This window comes from Stenotrophomonas sp. STEN033, from assembly GCF_056856655.1.
The window spans coordinates 19,741-38,790 of sequence record NZ_JBXFWM010000042.1; the positions used below are offsets into that span (position 1 = coordinate 19,741).

General features: G+C 63.6%; 16 protein-coding genes. 11 read left to right on the forward strand and 5 right to left on the reverse strand.

Translation table 11 applies throughout. The annotated features are described in order from the left end of the window. The first annotated feature begins 370 nt into the window (after positions 1–370). A complete protein-coding gene (locus AC1VXC_RS14070; protein WP_313173265.1) occupies positions 371–607 on the forward strand; it encodes a hypothetical protein in 237 nt (78 codons plus the stop codon). 9 nt (positions 608–616) lie between these two features. On the opposite strand, the gene AC1VXC_RS14075 is transcribed toward AC1VXC_RS14070, so the two are convergent. Genes AC1VXC_RS14075 through AC1VXC_RS14090 form a run of 4 tightly spaced genes read right to left on the reverse strand, consistent with a single transcriptional unit; the run spans position 617 to position 4,187 of the window. Then, positions 617–2,035: an aldehyde dehydrogenase family protein gene (locus tag AC1VXC_RS14075; protein WP_481538936.1), complete on the reverse strand. Its 1,419-nt coding sequence runs from the start codon at positions 2,033–2,035 to the stop codon at positions 617–619. Beyond that, complete coding sequence (locus AC1VXC_RS14080; protein ID WP_481538935.1) at positions 2,028–3,071, reverse strand: nitrilase-related carbon-nitrogen hydrolase; 1,044 nt, start codon at positions 3,069–3,071, stop codon at positions 2,028–2,030. The genes AC1VXC_RS14075 and AC1VXC_RS14080 overlap by 8 nt, the downstream gene beginning before the upstream one ends. Further along, on the reverse strand, positions 3,068–3,400 hold the full coding sequence (locus tag AC1VXC_RS14085) for a DUF1330 domain-containing protein (protein WP_313173268.1): 333 nt from the start codon (positions 3,398–3,400) through the stop codon (positions 3,068–3,070). Before AC1VXC_RS14085 ends, AC1VXC_RS14080 begins: the two co-directional genes overlap by 4 nt. A 7-nt stretch (positions 3,401–3,407) precedes the next feature. Further along, on the reverse strand, positions 3,408–4,187 hold the full coding sequence (locus AC1VXC_RS14090; RefSeq protein ID WP_313494630.1) for an enoyl-CoA hydratase/isomerase family protein: 780 nt from the start codon (positions 4,185–4,187) through the stop codon (positions 3,408–3,410). A 56-nt stretch (positions 4,188–4,243) separates the two neighbouring features. On the opposite strand from AC1VXC_RS14090, the gene AC1VXC_RS14095 reads away from it, so the two are divergent. The 9 genes from AC1VXC_RS14095 to AC1VXC_RS14135 all read left to right on the forward strand — a co-directional run bounded on the left by AC1VXC_RS14095 (position 4,244) and on the right by AC1VXC_RS14135 (position 14,849). After that, complete coding sequence (locus AC1VXC_RS14095; protein WP_313173270.1) at positions 4,244–5,032, forward strand: GntR family transcriptional regulator; 789 nt, start codon at positions 4,244–4,246, stop codon at positions 5,030–5,032. A 333-nt stretch (positions 5,033–5,365) separates the two neighbouring features. Continuing rightward, a complete protein-coding gene (locus AC1VXC_RS14100; protein ID WP_481538934.1) occupies positions 5,366–7,483 on the forward strand; it encodes a TonB-dependent receptor in 2,118 nt (705 codons plus the stop codon). Between the two features lie 478 nt (positions 7,484–7,961). Continuing rightward, positions 7,962–8,762 carry a GntR family transcriptional regulator gene (locus AC1VXC_RS14105; RefSeq protein ID WP_313174553.1) on the forward strand — a complete coding sequence of 267 codons (801 nt, stop codon included), beginning with the start codon at positions 7,962–7,964 and terminating at the stop codon, positions 8,760–8,762. Between the two features lie 8 nt (positions 8,763–8,770). After that, positions 8,771–10,042 carry a 3-isopropylmalate dehydratase large subunit gene (locus tag AC1VXC_RS14110; RefSeq protein WP_481538933.1) on the forward strand — a complete coding sequence of 424 codons (1,272 nt, stop codon included), beginning with the start codon at positions 8,771–8,773 and terminating at the stop codon, positions 10,040–10,042. Next, positions 10,039–10,536 carry a LeuD/DmdB family oxidoreductase small subunit gene (locus tag AC1VXC_RS14115; protein ID WP_313174549.1) on the forward strand — a complete coding sequence of 166 codons (498 nt, stop codon included), beginning with the start codon at positions 10,039–10,041 and terminating at the stop codon, positions 10,534–10,536. Before AC1VXC_RS14110 ends, AC1VXC_RS14115 begins: the two co-directional genes overlap by 4 nt. After that, positions 10,533–11,375, forward strand: coding sequence for a hypothetical protein (locus tag AC1VXC_RS14120; RefSeq protein WP_481538932.1), 843 nt, complete (start codon positions 10,533–10,535; stop codon positions 11,373–11,375). Before AC1VXC_RS14115 ends, AC1VXC_RS14120 begins: the two co-directional genes overlap by 4 nt. 305 nt (positions 11,376–11,680) lie before the next feature. After that, positions 11,681–13,606, forward strand: a complete 1,926-nt coding sequence (locus tag AC1VXC_RS14125; protein WP_481538931.1) for a CocE/NonD family hydrolase — start codon at positions 11,681–11,683, stop codon at positions 13,604–13,606. Positions 13,607–14,102: 496 nt separating this feature from the next. Continuing rightward, a complete protein-coding gene (locus tag AC1VXC_RS14130) occupies positions 14,103–14,354 on the forward strand; it encodes a hypothetical protein (protein WP_313174547.1) in 252 nt (83 codons plus the stop codon). Between the two features lie 150 nt (positions 14,355–14,504). Next, on the forward strand, positions 14,505–14,849 hold the full coding sequence (locus tag AC1VXC_RS14135) for a BON domain-containing protein (RefSeq protein ID WP_313174545.1): 345 nt from the start codon (positions 14,505–14,507) through the stop codon (positions 14,847–14,849). Positions 14,850–14,974: 125 nt separating this feature from the next. Here the strand turns inward: AC1VXC_RS14135 and AC1VXC_RS14140 are convergent, their stop codons facing one another. Beyond that, positions 14,975–17,245, reverse strand: a complete 2,271-nt coding sequence (locus tag AC1VXC_RS14140; protein ID WP_481538930.1) for an Ig-like domain-containing protein — start codon at positions 17,243–17,245, stop codon at positions 14,975–14,977. A gap of 1,016 nt (positions 17,246–18,261) precedes the next feature. On the opposite strand from AC1VXC_RS14140, the gene AC1VXC_RS14145 reads away from it, so the two are divergent. Then, positions 18,262–18,834, forward strand: a complete 573-nt coding sequence (locus AC1VXC_RS14145) for an OmpO family porin (protein ID WP_313495578.1) — start codon at positions 18,262–18,264, stop codon at positions 18,832–18,834. Positions 18,835–19,050: the final 216 nt, after the last annotated feature.

Genomic DNA, 19,050 nt, shown 5'->3' on the forward strand with positions numbered 1-19,050 from the left:
ACATCACTCCCGTTGGCTTCACGCGCCAGATTGTTGACTCAACAGGCGGACCAGGCGCGGCGGCCCACGTCGCAGTATGCAAGGGCAGAGCGAAATCCCGGGTTAAAAGCACTGTTTGATCACAACTGCTTGCATCGGTGCCATCAAGCCCCCATCAGATCACCATGGCAGTGGGACAGGAAGATGCTTCATCCGGCTCGCCGTCGCGGCCGACAGCGCCCGTTGACTGCACGCAGGCGTGTCACGTGGCAGGATGTACGCTGGAACTGCATATAAGGGGACGCGTCATCCAATGCGACCAGCAAGCCGCAGTAAACTCACCACCCTGTCCGTAGCGCTGCTCTGCACAATGCCGTCATTGGCCTCGGCCATGACCCAATGTCCGCAGGAATCGAGCAAATCCACCGCGTTCTGGCTGCTGGGCTGGTCGATCTTCGCGCTGTTCGTTGTTGCCGGCGTAGTGCTGCTGGTGCTGATCTTCCGCGCTACACGCAGTGCGCGGCCGCAGCCGCGTTGGCTGCTGCGCATCGCCGGTGTTCCAGCGATGCTGGCAATGTGGATGCTTGGCTTCGGTATTTTCCTCAGCCAGTTCGTACTGGTGTGCTGAGGCCGCGCCTTATGCGGGCGGGAACCACCACGGTGATGCGGTTCCGGTATTGATCAACAACGCACGCGCACGCACGAAGCGGCGGATCGATGCGGTGCCCATGCGCGAACCACCCATGCCGGACAGCTTGAAGCTCTGCTTTTCGGCGGTCTGCACCATGCCGGTCAGGCAGGCGTCGTTGATCGAGATGCCACCGGCCTGCAGCTGACGCGCCACACGCTGGGCCCGCTCCGGGCTCTGCGTGAACACCGCCGCCGACAAGCCGAACTCGGTGGCATTGGCACGCGCGATGGCTTCGGCTTCATCGGCCACCACCATCACCGGGAGGACGCTTGCAAAGCTCTCATCGGCTACCACGGTCATCTCGTCGGTGACATCCACCAACACCGTTGGCGGACACCAGACGCCGCCATACTCGATCAGCTCACCGCCGGTCAGTGCGCGTGCGCCCTTGGCCTTGGCGTCGGCCAGTTGGCCGCGCACCAGTTCGACCTGCGATGCCGCGATCACCGGACCGATCTGGCCCTGCTTGGGGTCTGGCCAGGCCAGCTCCAGCGCGGAAGCTTCCTTCACCAACGCGGCGATGAAGGCATCGGCCACCGGCGCTTCCACGTAGACGCGCTCGATCGACATGCAGCTCTGGCCGCCGTTGACGAAGCTGCCCCAGGCCAACGCACGTGCGGCATGTGCGATGTTGGCATCGGACAGAACCAGCGCCGGGTCCTTGCCGCCCAGCTCCAGCGAGGCCGGAATGAAGCGACGCGCACAGGCTTCGCCCACTTTGCGGCCAGTGGCGACCGAACCAGTGAAGCAGATCTGGTCACTGGCCTCGATCACCGCCTGGCCGGTGGCGCCGGCACCGGTGACCAGCTTGAACACCGCGCCCAGACCCGCTTCGTCCAAGGCGTCACGCAATAGCGGCACGAAGCGCGAAGTGACCTCGCTGGGCTTGGCCAGGATGCTGCAGCCGGCGGCCAGCGCCGGCACGGCATCAATCAGGGTCAGCATCAGGGGGAAGTTCCACGGGCTGATCACGCCCACCACCGCATACGGCACCCAGGTCTGCTGGCTGTGGATGAAGGGGATGGCTTCCTGCTGGGCCGGCTTTTCCGCAAGACAGCTCGCGGCCTGCTGCGCCCAGCGGCGGATCGCGCCGACGGTGCCGTCCACTTCAATCTGCGATTCATGCCAGCGGCCGGTATCGGCCAGCAATGCATCGAGGAAGCCATCGCGACGCGCGACCAGCGCGTCGGCCAGGGCGTCCAGGCGCGCACAGCGTTCCTCGATGCTGCGCTCGGCCCAGGCCAGCTGCGCCTGGCGCAGCTGCGCGCCCAGCGCGGCGACGTCGCGGGCGCTGGTGATCGGCAGCTCGCCGTCGGACAGCCCGGTGCGGGGGTTGCGCAGTGGCAGCGTGGTTGCGTCAGTCATTGCCCAGTACTCCGGCGCTCAGCAGTGCATCAAGGGTGGCTTTCTGGCGGGCGGCGAAGTCGGCCCGCTGCGGGATCTTCAAGCTGTCGCCGTCCAGCAGGGCATTGGGCTTCAAGGCGGTGCTGGCCAGGCCGACGTTGATTGCCGCCTGCGGCAGCCGCGAGAGGAAATTGCCCATGCCCGGGCGCAGCCGGCGGCGGCGCAGGCCGGCGATATCCAGGTCCGCATAGGCGGCCATCGACTCGCCGGTGCCGGCGGCAGACAGCACCCGGCCCTGGTCATCGACGATCTTGCTCATGCCATCTGCACTGCCCAGCGGGATGTCCACGCCACTGATGCCGGCGGTATTGGCCGAGACCACGTAGGCCATGTTTTCCAGCGCGCGGGCGCGTTTGGCGATGTCCTTGGGGGTCAGCTCCGGGCTGCCGACTTCGCTGGTGGAATGCAGGAACACTTCGGCGCCGCGCAGGCCCATCGCGCGGGCGATTTCCGGATACAGGATTTCCTCCGAGGCGATGCAGGACAGGCGGCCGAGCGGCGTACGTGCCACCGGGAACACGCCGTCGATGCCGTACACGTCCAGGTACTTGTCCCAGACATCATGCGGGCTGGGCGCGTACAGCGAGATCAGCCGGCGGTAGCGCAGGATCTGGTTGCCGCTGTCATCCAGGATCACCGAGGACTGGAAGTACAGCTCGGGGAAGTTCGGGTCACGCTCGTAGGCGTTGGAACACAGGTAGACGCCGTTGTCCTGGGCGATGCGGCCCAGCTGCTCGTACTCGCTGCCATCCATCGCGAAGCAGCCCTTGGCCGCCCAGCCGGGGATGGTGTCGCCCAGTGGGTAGCTGGTGGCGAAATATTCCGGCAGCACCACCAGCTTCAGGTCAGCGCCGATGAAGGCCTTGGAGGCACGGATCTGGCGACCTACCCGCTCGATGTTGTCGGCCACCGCGACGGCGGCTGCTTCCGGTGTTGCACAGGCATTGATGGCGCGGCAGGTGGTCTGCAGGGCCAGCGCGCGATAAGCGTCGATCATGGAGCCTTACCTTCGGTTGCGGTGTCGTTGAGAGCTTGTGTCTGCATGCCATCGGCCAGCAGCACGCGGAAGCTGCCGGTGCCGGCGCGCAGCGGCTTGATCGCGGCGTAGTCGGCGCTGTGCCAGAACGCCAGTGCGGCGGCGCGGTCAGGCCAGCACGAGATCACCGTCCGCGTCGCTGCATGCTCGCCCTCCAGGCTCTGTTGCTCGCCGCCCATCACCAGGTAATGGCCGCCATGGCGCGCCACCACCGCGGGCGTGGCCCGGGCATAGGCAGCAAACCGCTGCGGGTCGGTGAGGTGGGCTTCGATGATCAGGTAGGCGGACATGGCGTACTCAGCTGAAGCGCGGCGCGCGCTTTTCCAGGAAGGCGGCCGCGCCTTCGACGAAATCGGTACTGCTGAAGGCATCGTTGAAGGCCGCATCGGCCTGGGCCAGATCGATGCTGGCATCTCCCCCCAAGTGGCCGAGCACGGTCTTGATCGCCCGCCGCGCCTGCCCGGAGGTGGCCAACAGCTGCTGGACCTGTGCCTGCTCCAGCGCCTCGATGCCATCCTCGCCCGCCAACTGGTTGACCAGGCCCCAATCCAGCGCAGTAGCGGCGTCGAGCAGGCGCCCGGTCAGCAGCATCTCGCGGGCGCGGGCCATGCCTACCGTGTTGACCAGCCGGCGGCTGTCGTCGGCGCTGTAAACTAATCCGAGCTTGGCTGGGGTGATAGCAAACCGGCTGCGGGCACTGGCCAGGCGCAGGTCACAGGCCAAGGCCAAGCCAAGGCCGCCGCCTACGCAGGCACCGTCGATGACGGCCAGAGTGGTCTGCGGCAAGCGCTGCAGCTTGAGTTGGGTACGTTGGACCTGGGCATTGTTGGCGGCAAAGGCCGCCGGTGCGGTGAGCAGCTGGCCGAGTTCGTCGATATCGGCGCCGGCACTGAACGCCCCCGGCACGCCGGATACCACCACGATCTGGGCGTCACTGGCGGCGATGTCGTCCAGTGCGGCCTCGATCGCCGCCCAGTGGCGGGTGGCCAGGGCGTTGCGCTTGTCGGGTCGGTGGATGCTGATGCGGGCGAGCGCGCCGTCACGGCTCCAGCAAATCACGGTCTCTTCAGTGATCATGGCCTATCCTATTTGTTCTATCGTTATAGCATTAAGCCAAAGGAGGGTGAAGCGAGATGTCCCAAGACACACTGGCCACATTGTTGAGTGCCAATGCGCACAAGCTGCTGCGCAATGACTTGCCGACGCCGCTTTACCACCAGATGTTCAGCCTGCTGCGCGACCGCATCCTCAATGGCGAGATCCCGCGTGGCGCCCGCATCCCCACCGAGTTCGACCTGGCCGACGGCTTTGGCGTATCACGCATCACCGCCAAGCGGGCGCTGGACGAACTGGCCGCCGAGGGGCTGGTGGAGCGCCGCCGCGGCAAGGGCACCCACGTCATCCACCGCTCCCGGCCCAAGCCCATGCACAGCCCGCTGACCGGGCTGCTGGAAAGTCTGGAAGTGCTGGCCGAGCACACCAAGGTGCAGTTGCTGCAGTTCCGCCGCGCGGTGCCGCCGGAGCCGATCCGGGCATTGTTCGATACCGGCCCACGCGACGTGCTGGTGCAGGCCATCCGCCTGCGCCTGCGGGGCGATGTGCCGTTCGGCTACTACATCAGCTGGACCCATACCGATCACCCCGAGTTCAGCGAGACGCGGTTGTCCAACAGCTCCCGTCTGAAGCTGTTCCAGGCCGCCGGCATCCAGATCAAGCAGGTGGAGCAGGTGCTGTCGGCAGTAAACGCCGACGCCATCGCCGCCATGCACCTGAAGGTGGAACCCGGTACCGCGCTGCTGTCACTGGAACGCCGTTCCTACGATGGCGACGGCAATCTGGTCGACCTGCTCAACGTGCAATACCGGCCGGATCAGTTCACCTACCAGATGACCCTGGACGTGGACGACGGCACCCCGTTGTAAACCGACAGCACCACCAGCGCCCGCTGCGAAAACGCCGCCCTGACCGGGCGGCGTTTTGCGTCTGGCGGGCTGGGCCGCTTGCCTGGAAAGACATAAGGCTAAGACCTATATGCCTTTGCAGTGCAACACGGAAGGGCCGCAATTGCTGCCACTTTCCAATCTCGATCAACTGCTTATGCGCATGTTGCGGCGCACGACTCCACGGTGCAGGCAGGACGCGAGCCACATTGATTGTCCGGACAAATAGCGAAAGACTGGAAAGCACACGCAGCAGCACTCCACTCACACCTGTGCGCCTGCGCCACCTACCCCGTTCACGCTATGAGGCAGGCAATGAAGGAAGTTCTGTACCGCAGTGCGTTGGCAGTCGCGATCGTGACCGCCCTTGTCAGCAACCCCGCATTGGCTCAGCAGGCCGGCACTGACGACCAGGCCGTGCAGCTGGATCAGGTCAGCGTCACCGCGCAGCGCCGCGAAGCGCAGATGCAGAAGACGCCGCTGAGCATGAGCGTGATCAGCGGGCCGGAACTCGACCGCATGCAGGTCAAGCGCGTGGATGACATCAAGTTCGCCGCGCCCAACATCATCATCGAGCAGAACACCGGCACCAGTTCCGGCGCCAAGATCTTCATGCGCGGCGTGGGCGCCGATGAGTCGATGTTCACCAACGACCCGGCGGTGGCGTTGTATATCGACGATGTCTACATCCCGCGCCAGAACGGGGCGATGTTCGACCTGTATGACGTGGAGCGCATCGAAGTGCTGCGCGGCCCGCAGGGCACGCTGTATGGCCGCAATGCCACCGGCGGCGCGATCCGCTACATCTCGCGCAAGCCCACCGGCGAAAGCAAGCTGGCGCTGGATGGCAGCATCGGCAACCTCGGACGCCGCGACGCACGCGTGAGTTTCGCCACCCGCATCGGCGAGACGCTGGATGTCTCCGCCGCCGCGCTCAGCCGCCAGCGCGATGGCATCCTCAAGGACATCACCCACAACCGCATGGTCAATGACCAGGACGTGCTGGCCGGGCGTTTGTCGCTGGCCTCGACCTGGGGAGAAGCCTCCTATGCCACGCTGAGCATCGACCGCCTGCGCGAGCGCTCCACCCCTGCCTGGGGCACGCCGGTGGCGCTGGATGCCAATGGCAACCAGGTGCCGCGCCTGGGCAGCTTCTACAAGACCGAAACCGACACGCTGGGCTTGAACGACATCGACCAGTTCGGCGTGGCGTTGACCAATGAAACCGACTTCGGTGCGTTCTCCTGGCGCAGCATCGCGCACTACCGCACGCTGGACCATCACTTCTACATGGACGTGGATGGCACCGCGCAGACCCGTTATCACCTCGAACAGGACCAGCGCCAGAACCAGAAGGGTTACGAGGCGCAGTTCACCTCGCAGCTGGACGGTCCTTTCAGTTGGGTCGCTGGCGTGTTCGCGTTCAAGGAGCACAACGACCAGCCGACCCGCAGCGACATCTTCGTGCGCGGCGGCACCAACTACATCGCCCAGGACACCTCGGCGTATGCCATCTATGCGCAGGGCGACTACAAGTTCACCGACAAGCTGACCCTCACCCTGGGCGGCCGCTACAGCTATGAGAGCAAGGATTTCTCGGTGCGCGCGGTCAAGGCCAATGGCGAGCCCAACTTCAGCAAGAACATGCGCAACAGCTGGAACCGCCCGGACTGGAAGGCGCTGCTGTCCTACAACTTCAACGACAACGTGATGGGCTACGCCAGCGTCACCACCGGCTTCAAGAGTGGCGGCTTCAATGGCCGCGGCAGCACCCCGGCAACCCTGGTGCAGGTGGATGCTGAAACCCTGCGTGCCTATGAAATCGGCATCAAGTCGACGCTGTGGGACAACCGCCTGCGCTTGAACGGCAACTACTACCGGCTGGATTACGACGGCATCCAATTGGCCGCGGTGAACCCGGAAGGCATCTTCGTGGTGACCAACGCCACCGGTGCCTTGATCCAGGGCATCGAGCTGGAGGCCGAGGCACAGCTGACGCGCGGACTGAAGCTCAACGCCACGCTGGGCACCATCGACTCGGAATATCAGAAGTACAAGGCCATCAATGCCACCTACTTCCGCGGCCACCCGATGAAGAATGCACCCGAGCTGCAGTGGACCTTCGGCAGCAGCTACGTGCAGCCGCTTGGCAATGCCGACCTGGTGTTCAGTGCACAGGCGCGCTACACCGATGAGTACTACCAGAACCAGGATGCCTCGCGTCTGATCATGCGCAAGGCCGGGCATGAGTACAACGCACGCATCGCCTACGAACCGCGCGATGCGGAATGGTCGGTGGCGCTGTGGGGCAAGAACCTGAGCAATGAATTCGCCTCCACCGGCGGCTTTGATATCGCCGGGCTGGGTGTGGGCGTGATCTACCCGAACGTGCCGCGCACCTACGGCGTGGAGTTCAGCTACCGGTTCTGGTGAGGGCTCAAGGTAGTGCCGAGCCATGCTCGGCAGGGGCTTTCCCGCCAAGGCCAGAGCCACCCTCACCCCAACCCCTCTCCCGCAAGCCGGAGAGGGGCTAAAGCGGTAGTGCCGAGCCATGCTCGGCAGGGGCTTTCCCGCCAAGGCCAGAGCCACCCTCACCCCAACCCCTCTCCCGTAAGCGGGAGAGGGGCTAAAGCGGTAGTGCCGAGCCATGCTCGGCAGGGGCTTTCCCGGCGCCCCAGCAGCCAGCCAAAAGCACCCCTCCCAAACCCTCCCCTTCGCTGCGCGAAAGGGAGGGAGCGTAGTGCCGAGCCATGCTCGGCAGGGGCCTTCCCAACACCCCATCAGCCAGCGAGAAGCCCCCCCTCCCCACCCAGGCCAATCCAGCCCGGAACACACCAAGGCCTATACCCACACCCCTTTTAGATATATAGATATATCATTAAGATCATTTCGGACCAGCCGGCAAGCCACCGTGGACCCGTTCACCACCCAATCCCTGGAGGGCATCCTCCGCCGTGACCTGCACGCGCCGCTGTACCACCAGCTGCAGGGCTTCCTGCGTGGGCTGATCGAACGCGGCGAAATCGGCGACGGCGAGCAGCTGCCGCGTGAGGAAGAGCTGGCCCGGCGCCTGCGCATCTCGCGGGTCACCGTGCGCCAGGCGCTGCAACTGCTGGCCAATGATGGCTTGCTGGTACGCCAGCGCGGCCGCGGTACGCGGGTCGTCGGCGGTAGCACAGCGCGCGGTTCCAGCATCCCGATGCCGCTGAAAACGCCGCTGGGCGAGCTGATCCACAGCCTCGACACCCTCGCCAGCAACACCCAGGTACGCCTGCTGGGCTGGGAACGCGTGGTCCCGCCCGAACCGATCCGCGAACAGTTCGGCAGCGGCCCGGAAGAAACCCTGGTGCATTGCGTGCGGGTGCGCTCGCGGCATGGCCAGGCCTTTGGTTACTACGCCAGCTGGACCCGCACCAAGCATCCGGAATTCAACGCCGAACAACTGGCCTACGGCTCGCGCATCGCTCTGTTCCGGCGTTGCGGGATCCGCTTCCTGCAGGTCCAGCAGACCGTCAGCGCGCTGCGTGCAGGTGCCCTGACCGCCATGCACCTGCAGATGTCGCCCGGTCAGGCGGTGATGAACCTGACCCGCCGCTCCTATGGCCCCGACCAGCAGTTGCTGGATCTGCTCGACATCCAATATCGCCCCGACCAGCTGCGCTACCAGATGCGCCTGGACTACGAAACCAACCACCCGGAGACATTTGTTTGAGTGCAACTGTGAGCGCAACGCTTGCCGAAAAGATCCTCGCCCGCGCCTGTGGACGCGGGGCCGTGCGCGCCGGAGAGATCCTTACCGCCAGGCTCGACCTGCTGATGATGCATGACTCCGGCGGTCCGCGCCGGGTCGCCACACGGCTGGAAAAGCTCGGCGCCAAGGTGTGGGACCCGAACAAGGTGGTGGTGGTCTCCGACCACTTCGTACCCGCCGTGGACATGGAAAGCGCCGACATCCTCGCCCTCACCCGCAAGTGGGCGCAGGCGCAGGGTGTCACCCACTACGACATGCTCGGCATCTGCCACGTGGTGTTGCAGGAACACGGCCATGTACAGCCCGGCATGTTCTGCGTGGGCGGTGATTCGCACTCGCCCAGCGGCGGTGCGTTCGGTGCCTTCATGGTCGGCATGGGCGCCACCGACATCACCGGCGCCCTGGTCACCGGCGACGTCTGGCTGCGCGTGCCGCAGACCACGCGTGTGCAACTCGATGGCGTGCTCGGCGCCGGCGTCAGCGCCAAGGACGTGATGCTGATGCTGTGCGGCCAACATGGCATGGGCAACGAAGGCCAGGTCTTCGAATACGGCGGCAGCGCCGTGCAGGCCATGCCGATGCATGAGCGCCTGACCCTGTGCAACATGGCCGCCGAGCTCGGCGCGGAAACCGGCATCGTCGAACCCGACGCGACCACACTGGCTGCATTGGAACAGGCCGGCAAACCTTTCCTCGGTGATCTGGCGCAGTGGCGTAGCGATGCCGATGCCAACTACCTGCATCACCATCGCTACGACGCCGCGCAGATCGCCCCGCATGTGGCGGCACCGCATAGTCCGGCAAACAGCCGCCCGGTGGGTGAGCACGGCAGGGTGCCTATTGATCAGGCCTATATCGGCGCCTGCACCGGCGCCAAGCTGACCGATCTGCGCATGGCTGCCGAAGTCCTGAAAGGCCGCCGGGTCGCCAAGGGTACGCGCCTGCTGATCGCACCGGCCTCGGTGGCAATGACCGCGCAGGCGGCAGCCGAAGGCACGTTGGCGACGCTGACCGAAGCCGGCGCCATCCTGCTGCCGTCAGGCTGCGGCGCCTGCGCCGGCATGGGTGCGGGCATGCTGAGCAGCGGCGAAGTCTGCATGTCCACCACCGCACGCAACTTCAAGGGCCGCATGGGCTCGGCCGAGGCGCAGGTCTACCTGGGCTCGCCGTACAGCGTTGCCGCTGCCGCGGTGAAGGGCGAAATCTGTGATCCACGCGAGTTGTTGGGAGAGAACCTTTGAACGTCCGTGGCAAGGCTTTCGTGTTCGGTGACCGCATCGATACCGATGTGCTGGCACCCGGCCCCTATATGCGCGAGCCGATGCACGTGCTCGCCAGCCATTGCCTGGAAGCGGTGGACCCGGACTTCGCCAGCGAAGTGCGCCGTGGCGACATCGTGGTGGGCGGAGAATCCTTCGGCATTGGTTCCTCGCGCGAACAGGCGGTGCAGGCGCTGGCCGAACTCGGCGTGGGTGCCATCATCGCCAGATCATTCGCTCGCATCTTCTATCGCAACGCGCTGAATCTCGGCGTTCCCGCGCTGGTTTGTGCGACGCTTGAAGCATCGCGCGGTGATGAACTGGAAGTACGGCCGGTGGAGGGACGCATCATCAATCACAGCACAGGTCGTGAATTCGCCTGCGAGAAGATTCCCACCGAGTTGATGGCGATCGTCGCCGGTGGCGGGCTGATGCCTTGGCTGGAGCGCAAGCTGGCTACCGAGCGGCGCACATGAAACAGGGCATCATCCATGCGACCTTGATCGCGCCGGACCTGCAGCAGGTCTGCGCCGCCTATGTCGCGCAGTTGGCCTTGCAGGTGCAACAACGCGGAACGCTCGACGCCGATGATGCCGCCGCGCTCGATCTGGTGGATCTGATCGGCGCACCGCTGGTATGGCTGGCCAACAGCGCGGGCGAGCCGGTACTGCGGGTGATTGAAGACCCGCGTGCCGTCGTTGCCGAGCCCATGTTCCGCCACGGCTGGTTGTCGCTGGAGGTGCTGGTGGGCGATATCGACGCCCTCGCCGCCGGCCTGCGATCGCCATTCAAGGTCCTGGGCCCTGCCGCCAACCTTGAGTTGAGCGATGCCATTCGCGCCGCACAGGTGCTGGGACCCTGCGGCGAACTGCTGTATCTCACCCAGATCAAGGCGCAGGTGCCGCCGTTCGATCTGCCGATGACCGACGCGACGGTTGCGAACACCTTCATCGGGGTGATGACCACGCCGGATCGCGAGGCCTCGCAGCGTGCCTGGTCTGCACTGCTGGGGGCCAAGGGCTGGGCGTTCGATACCAGGATCACCGTGCTGAATCGCGCCTATGGCAAACCGCTGGACGGCCGCTACCCGGTCGCCGTGGTGCCGATGCCGGGGCAATGCATGGTGGAGATTGATCAGGTGGAACTGCCGGCGGCGGCCAACCTCCGGCACGCCGGCCAGTACAGCCTGGCCTTGCGCCTGCCGGCAGTGGATGACGCCTTGCTGCGTGAAGCGGGTTGGGCAGTGACGGCTACGGGTGAGCGGCGCAGTCTGCGTGGACCCGCCGGGGAGCATGTGGAGCTGCTGCTTGCTTGACGGGGTGCTGGCTTGTTGCTGCCTGCAGATAGAAGCAACAGCAACAGCGCAAAAGCACCCCTCCCCAACCCTCCCCTGCGCCAGGCGCAAGGGAGGGGGCAAACGCGGCACCGCGATGCACTGACAGAGCGCAGCAAACAGCCCCCTCCCTTTGCCGCAGGCAGGGGAAGGTTGGGGAGGGGTAGCTCCTGCTCTGCTCCTGCTTCGCCCCCGCTGCTACTTCAGCACCCCATGACCTTTGCCATGTGTAACTGCCACTACACAAGCATAGCGTCAGCGCTTACCCAAGCGCTTGAGGTAGAGCAATGCGGACCCTGACCCTGGCTGCAGCCATCGCCACGATCACCTGCTTGAGCATGGCAACGCCCGCCGCGGCGCAGGTCTCGCCGATGACGCCGGACATCACCGGCAAGAAATTCGTCGCCCCGCAGCCCGCCCGCGATTTCGAGAAGCGCGAGGTGATGATCCCGATGCGCGATGGAGTCAAGCTGTATACGGTGATCATGATCCCCAAGGGCGCGCACAACGCGCCGATCCTGTTCACCCGCACGCCGTACAACGCCGCCGGCCGCGTCGACCGCACGCCGGGCGCGACGCGGCTGGTCGATGCGCTCGCACAGGGCGACACCGTGTTTGCCGAGGACGGCTATATCCGGGTGTTCCAGGACGTGCGCGGCAAGTACGGCTCCGAAGGTGACTATGTGATGACGCGGCCACCGCGCGGGCCGCTCAACCCAGGCAAGATCGACCACAGCACCGACGCCTGGGACAGCATCGACTGGTTGGTGAAGCATCTGCCCGAGTCCAACGGCAAGGTCGGCATGCTCGGCTCTTCCTACGAAGGCTTCACCGTGGTGATGGCGCTGCTTGATCCGCACCCCGCGCTGAAAGTGGCTGCGCCGGAAAGCCCGATGATCGACGGCTGGATGGGCGACGACTGGTTCCAGCATGGCGCCTATCGGCAGGTGAATCTTGGCTACTTCAGCGGGCAGATGACTGCACGCGGTGCCGGCGCAAAAATCGCCATGCCGACCAGCGATGACTACAGCAGCTTCCTGCAGGCAGGCTCGGTCGGTGCCTTCGCCAGGACGTTGGGGCTGGAACAGATCCCGGCCTGGCACAAGGTCAGCCAGCATCCTGCCTACGATGCGTTCTGGCAGCAGCAGGCACTGGACAAACTACTGGCCAAGCTGCCGGAGATCCGCGTGCCCACCATGTGGGAGCAGGGGCTGTGGGACCAGGAAGACATCTACGGTGCGCATACCGCCTGGGCCGCACTTGAACCCAAGGACCACGACAATACCCGCAACTTCCTGGTGATCGGGCCGTGGCGACACAGTGGCGCCAACTACAACGGCAGTTCGCTGGGCGCCTTGGATTTCAACGGAGACACCGCACTGCAGTGGCGGCGGGATGTGCTCAAGCCTTTCTTCGACCAGTACCTCAAGGACGGCGCGCCGGCCGCCAATACACCGCCGGTGTGGGTATACAACGCCGGCAGCAATCGCTGGGAAACCTATAGCAACTGGCCGCAAAGCTGCACGCAAGGCTGCACCGGCAACGCACGTCGGCTCTATCTCAACACCGATGCGCAGCTGGACTTCAACAGCACCAGTACCGGCGCGCAGTACGCCGAGTACATCGCCGATCCGGCCAAGCCGGTGCCGTTCGTGCCGCGCCCAGTCAACATGGGCGACCGCGATGTCTGGACCACCTGGCTGGTGCGCGACCAGCGCTTCGTCGATGGCCGTACCGATGTGCTCACCTATACCGGGCCGGTGCTTGACAAGCCGATGAAGCTGGCCGGCATTCCGCAGGTTCAACTGAGTGCTTCCACCTCCGGCAGCGACAGCGACTGGGTGGTCAAACTGATCGACGTCTATCCCGATCACTATCCTGACAACCCGAAGATGGCCGGCTACCAGTTGCCGCTGGCGGTCACCATTTTCCGTGGTCGCTACCGCGAAAGCTTCAGCCAGCCAAAGCCGATCACGCCGGATGCACCGCAGATCTACAGCTTCGATCTGCCCAACGTGAACCAGACGCTGCAGCCGGGCCACCGCTTGATGGTGCAGGTGCAGTCCAGCCTGTTCCCGCTGTATGACCGCAATCCACAAAAATTCGTGGACAACATCTTCTTCGCCCAGCCTGGCGACTACCGCAAGGCCACGCAGCGGATCTGGAACAACAGCGAACATCCGAGCTACATCACGCTGCCGGTTGTCGAATGACGGCGCTCGACGTAGCCGCCTTGGCAACGAGGGTCAGGCACTGATACCTGCGCGGTGATCGCCGACATGAACCACTTGATGGTGGTTTTCCCCGCGAGGGAAACCGCGTCAGCGTCGCGGCTTACGCCGCTGCTGCACAGCAAGGCAGGCACGCTTGTTTCTCTGCCGTTGCAGGAACACCTGCTACAGCTGTAGCTGGCAACACTGCCTGCAACGCAACGGAGCCAGCATGAACAAGCGCAGAAGGCTCAGCCAGCGCAGCATCATTCTTATCGGCATTGCCATCATCGCCTTGGTCATCGCCCTGTCGGTGGCGCCTTGGTGATTGTTAACCCTGCGTGGCAGAGCGCGACGCAGTCCACATCACGGCAACGATGCAGCGACGCAAACGTGAAACAAAATCGGGTTGTGCGCATTCAGTCATTGCTGCCTGTTCATCCCTCCGGCTATAGGTGAATGGCCAGATCCGGGGGGATCACATAACGGAGCAACGCCAATGGACAAGATCAAGTTCTTCCTCGAAGGACCCGGCCGCCAGCGCCGACTGGTAACCCTGCTGGCAACCGAATCCCGCAACATCGCCAAGGGCAGCAGCGATGGCCGTCGCGTCGCCACAATGGGGCTTAGTGATGTCTGCTTCCATACGATGATCGACGAGCACGGCAACATCGCCAAGCAGATCGACTTCGATGGCTATCGTTTCAAGTTCCGTGACTCCAACCTGCCCTGGGACTTGATGATCGCCTGATCATTGCGCGCTACGCGACGCTCGCTGGTTGCCGGGCTTACGCGACGTTTGCATTTCCTGCACCTGCCCGTCACTGATTGCAGGCATGCACTTAATCGTCGCCACGGCATGCTGCAACTGGAGCATCGTTGCTCTGATCGGAGACGCATCATGGATACCCGCAAGATGAAGCCGCTGCTGTTCGCAGGCCTGATCGCCCTTGGCTGCGCAGGCACTGCCCTCACCGTGCAGGCTGCCGGTCAATCCACGCAGGGCCACGAGTCCGAACAGCCTGGCACCGATACCTGGATCACCACCAAGGTGAAGGCCGAGTTGCTGACCACCAAGGATGTGTCCGGCATGGAGATCAAGGTGGAAACGGTCAACGGCGTAGTGACACTCAGTGGTACCGTCGCCAGCAAGGTCGAAGCGGATCGCGCGATCGCCGCCGCCCGGGCCATCAAGGGCGTGAAGCGTGTGGACAGCTCGGCGTTGATGGTCGCTGCCGCGCATTGATGCCTTGGCAAGGGCGCAATCCTGCGCTTGATCGAATACATGGAGAACGGCACCGCAGGGTGCCGTTCTCCTGTTGCATGAAGGCTTGCCGGTCGCTTTCACCGAGAGCGACAGGCAATATCCGCTCAGATCAGGTCAACCCGAACCCCGTCCTGCACCAACAATTCGGCATCCAGACCCGAGTGTTGATAGACGACATAGGAGGCGCCCTGGATCGACTGCTTCCCCATCGATGCCCAGTCGCCCAGATCCGCGCCACCGGCACCGAGCAGATCATCCAGCTTGACCACGTCGCCGGCATTTCCCTTCACCATCATCTGCACCGTGGACTTGCTGCCTTGATGGAACAGATCCAGCTGGCCATTGGCAAGAACGTCCTGCAGTGTCAGCTTCAAGCTGTTGTTGCCGGTACCGGTAAGGTCGATGATTTCGATGGAATCGATCCTGTCTTTCAGCACGGTCATATCCAGCACCTGATTGGCGGCGGTGAGCTTGAGCGTATCCACGCCAGCGCCACCGGAAACACCACCGCTGCTGGCAGCCGTCAGATTGGCGACATTGGCCAGTGAGAACACGTTGTCCTCCTCACCTCCGTAATAGGTGCCAGTCTTGCCATCAATCAGCTGGTTTCCGAGCACATTGAGCTCACTTGCACCGCTGCGTATCTGGAAGTCATCCAGGCCAATCCAGTCCCATGAACCAATACCCTTGTAACCCGGCACCTTGTAACCGGTACTCACCACCATGTACGAGAATTCCTGGCCGGCCGGCGCCTTGAACGAAGCATTCAGGGAGTTCGGCCAGTACGCAGACAGCGACAGCTGCCCGACCAGGGCGCCACTGGCCGTGTAGAACTTGACCACGGAAGGATCGAAGTAGCCCGCCTGCAGATTGGTTACAAGGAACTTGAGCTCGGAAACCGGACCTTCGGTGAAGTCGATGCGGGTGCGCCCGGTGACGCCGATCTTCATGCCGGTATAGACCGCAGGATCGTGGCTGGTCAGGCCGGTGATCGCATCCGGTATCTGCCAGACATCATGATCAACCTCGGAGGTGATCCGCAGCCCGTTGTAGGTCGTGCTTTGCCCCGTGTTGAGGTTCACGTAGCCGGCGCTATTGAAGTCGATGAACTTGTTGTCGCCCATGTCGCGATACTTCGAGCTGTTACCGGCCTTGTCGATGATTGCGGCCATCACATCGCCGCCGGTAACGGCGAACCCGGGAGCAAGTCGCAGGCTGCCGGCAGCCACGTCCTTGACGGACAGCACCTGGTCATAACGCTGTCCGTTCAACACAACACTGACCACGTCACCCGCGGATACGGCCGTCGTCTTGAATGTCACCGTCAGGTACGCGCCATCAACGCTGAGTCCGGTAGGTGCATCCGGTGCCAGCGTATCGAGGAACACCTCGCGTGATTCCACTTCACCACTGCGGCCTGCATCATTCACCACCTTGGTCTGGATCGACCAGTTACCGCTGTGGCTGTTGTTGTCCTGCGCAGCCCAGCTCAGGCCATCCACCGCTGCCACGCTCCAGCTCGCCCCCCCATCGGTGGACACCAGCAGCCGTTCGTCCGCTGCCAGTCGCGCACTGAGCAAGCCCTGCATCAGGCGCCCGGCGCCGCCATCATTGGTCAGCCAATCGCTGCTGCTGACGCCCCAGTCCTTGCCCATCGCGGTGACCGTGGCAATCTGTGCGGGCGCCGCTGCCTTGACGACGATGATGTGCTTCTCCGAGTGATCGGATGTGTTGCCGGCCTTGTCGGTCACCACCACCTCGAACTCGTGCTGGCCATCGGCAAGCTCGGCATCGGGGGTAAACACCCAGCTGCCGTCGTCGGCAACCACCGCCTCACCAATCACCTTCCCATTGTCGATGATGGTCACGGTGGCGCCCGCCTCGCCCTTGCCCGACAGCGTGGGTGTAGTGTCATCCGTGCCACCGCCGTTGCCGATCGCACCGGTTTGGAGCCCAACATCATCCAGCACCTGGCTTATCGACGGCGCCTCGGGAGCAATCTTGTCAACAAGGATCACGTACGGCTCTGACAAGTCGCTGACATCACCGTCCATGGATTCGTGCAGGATCGTGATGCTATGCCGGCCATCGGACAGCGGAAAGAACGGTGTGAACGTCCATGCGCCATTTGTTGCCACCACAACACGTCCAAGCAGTTCGGCGCCATCATAGATATGGATGAGATCACCGGGCCTGCCCTTGCCGGTGATCTCCGGGCGGCCGTCGTCGGTATAACCACCGTTGCCTATCTCACCCGTCTTGCTGCCTTGGTCATCGATGATCGCATCGATCACGGGGAGGCTGCCTGCGGCATACACATCAGGATGGTTGACCTTCGCCATCCGCGGGATCTGGCCGTAACTCACTGCGTTCACTTGTTGTCTCCATTGACTTGAATAAGCCGCGCAACTGCTTTGCAACGGCTGTGCGCCCGACCTCGGAATCGCGTCTGTTGGTCGGAGCGCTACTTGCACGCGCACGGCGGCGCGGCCTCCGCCCTCAATGCCGGAGGCCATTGCCGACCAAGGCGTGTCTCATCGCGAGGGCCTGGGCAAGGCAGCAAAAGGGCGCCTCCCCAAACTGCTCGTCATAGATATCCAATCAGTGGATTGGAGGGGCTCTGCCTCGGCGCATTGAATGCGGCTCTGACCGCTGTCTTCTGCCAGGCGACCCGGCGGACTGCGGCACGCCGTTCGCCGCAAGTTCCCAATGAAGGAGCTCGTTGCTGTTGCATGTATCCAAACCAACGCGGACAAAAAGGGGGATTCCTTTCATGCAGTCACGCGCGGCATCGAATGTCCCTGCTGGCTTTGAGCATCTGGGCGGTTCAAGCAGCCGATGCACGGCCGTTGGCAGGATTATCGGCGGCGGCCTTGGAGGGCAACATGAGAATCGGCTTGAATAACCCCCCACAGCTTGACCTTTGCGCGCGAAGTTTCGCCTGTGAAACGAAACTTCCCTGAATCCCGGAAAATTACGCGGAGTGGTTTCAGCTATAAAACGCCTCCAGGATCGGCATAGGGAAACTGCGCAGATACGCGCCGTGATGGCTTCTCTTGTCGCACTCTTCTGTTCTGACTGCCATGAACTGCAACCTAGGCGTTCTGGGGCCTAAACACGCCCATTCGACTCTCGGCTGAGAACTCACCGATGACTGCAGTCAACGGGATCGATCGAGCAGATGTTCCCCTCTGCAGCTTCAAACCTACAGACCGTTAGCGCGCTGCCCTTCAATGCGAGGGCACAAAGTTCCCCAGAAACGCGCGCAATTTATGTACTGGTCAGTTTGGTATTCAGGGTGGATTCCGTCGGCTAACGGATAATTCACAACTGTCGAACGGCCACCCATTCAGGCCGTACCGATCAAGACCAATAACGAGGTAATGCCGAAATGAAGACTTCTTTGATCGCTCTGGGCCTGCTGGCCGCCCTGCCGTTCGCCGCTTCGGCTGCCGATGGCCTGTCCTACAACTATGTGGAAGGCGGCTATGTGAATACCGATGCCAAGGGCGGCGACGCTGATGGTTGGGCGCTGAAGGGCTCGGTTGCGGTGCACCCGAACTTCCATGTGTTCGGTGAGTACAACGCGCAGGAAACCGACAAGTTCAAGGCTGATGTCGACCAGTGGCGCCTGGGTGTTGGCTACAACTACACCGTGGCCCCGAACACCGACCTGCTGGCCCGTGCGGCCTACCAGAAGCTGGATCTGGAGTACGGCCCGAAGTTCAACGGCTACAGCGCTGAAGTCGGCGTGCGTACCGCCTTCACCCCGAACTTCGAAGGCTATGCCCTGGCCGGTTACGAGGACTACAGCAAGAAGCGTGGCTACAACCCGGACGGCGAGTTCTACGGCCGCGTCGGCGCCACCGGCAAGTTCAACGCGAACTGGGGCCTGACCGGCGAAGTGAAGCTGGCCAAGGCTGGCGACAAGGAATGGTTCGTCGGCCCGCGCTTCACCTGGTAAGCGACAAGTAGTGGTGTTGTATGGCGCGTGACCTCTCTCCCACGCGCCGCTGGAAGCCCGGTCCTCCCCCGACCGGGCTTCTTTTTTGGGCGGCGTCCGGGTTTTGTAGTGCCGAGCCATGCTCGGCAAGGGCTTTCCCGGCCAAAGCCAAAAGCTACCCCTCCCCAACCCTCCCCTTGGCTGCGCCAAAGGGAGGGAGCGTAGTGCCGAGCCATG

Coding starts and splice junctions, on each gene's coding strand:
- AC1VXC_RS14120 (WP_481538932.1), top strand. CDS start 10,533: ATGAAACAGGGCATCATCCATGCGACCTTGATCGCGCCGGACCTGCAG.
- AC1VXC_RS14125 (WP_481538931.1), top strand. CDS start 11,681: ATGCGGACCCTGACCCTGGCTGCAGCCATCGCCACGATCACCTGCTTG.
- AC1VXC_RS14135 (WP_313174545.1), top strand. CDS start 14,505: ATGGATACCCGCAAGATGAAGCCGCTGCTGTTCGCAGGCCTGATCGCC.
- AC1VXC_RS14085 (WP_313173268.1), bottom strand. CDS start 3,400: ATGTCCGCCTACCTGATCATCGAAGCCCACCTCACCGACCCGCAGCGG.
- AC1VXC_RS14075 (WP_481538936.1), bottom strand. CDS start 2,035: ATGACTGACGCAACCACGCTGCCACTGCGCAACCCCCGCACCGGGCTG.
- AC1VXC_RS14100 (WP_481538934.1), top strand. CDS start 5,366: ATGAAGGAAGTTCTGTACCGCAGTGCGTTGGCAGTCGCGATCGTGACC.
- AC1VXC_RS14145 (WP_313495578.1), top strand. CDS start 18,262: ATGAAGACTTCTTTGATCGCTCTGGGCCTGCTGGCCGCCCTGCCGTTC.
- AC1VXC_RS14095 (WP_313173270.1), top strand. CDS start 4,244: ATGTCCCAAGACACACTGGCCACATTGTTGAGTGCCAATGCGCACAAG.
- AC1VXC_RS14080 (WP_481538935.1), bottom strand. CDS start 3,071: ATGATCGACGCTTATCGCGCGCTGGCCCTGCAGACCACCTGCCGCGCC.
- AC1VXC_RS14130 (WP_313174547.1), top strand. CDS start 14,103: ATGGACAAGATCAAGTTCTTCCTCGAAGGACCCGGCCGCCAGCGCCGA.
- AC1VXC_RS14070 (WP_313173265.1), top strand. CDS start 371: ATGACCCAATGTCCGCAGGAATCGAGCAAATCCACCGCGTTCTGGCTG.
- AC1VXC_RS14090 (WP_313494630.1), bottom strand. CDS start 4,187: ATGATCACTGAAGAGACCGTGATTTGCTGGAGCCGTGACGGCGCGCTC.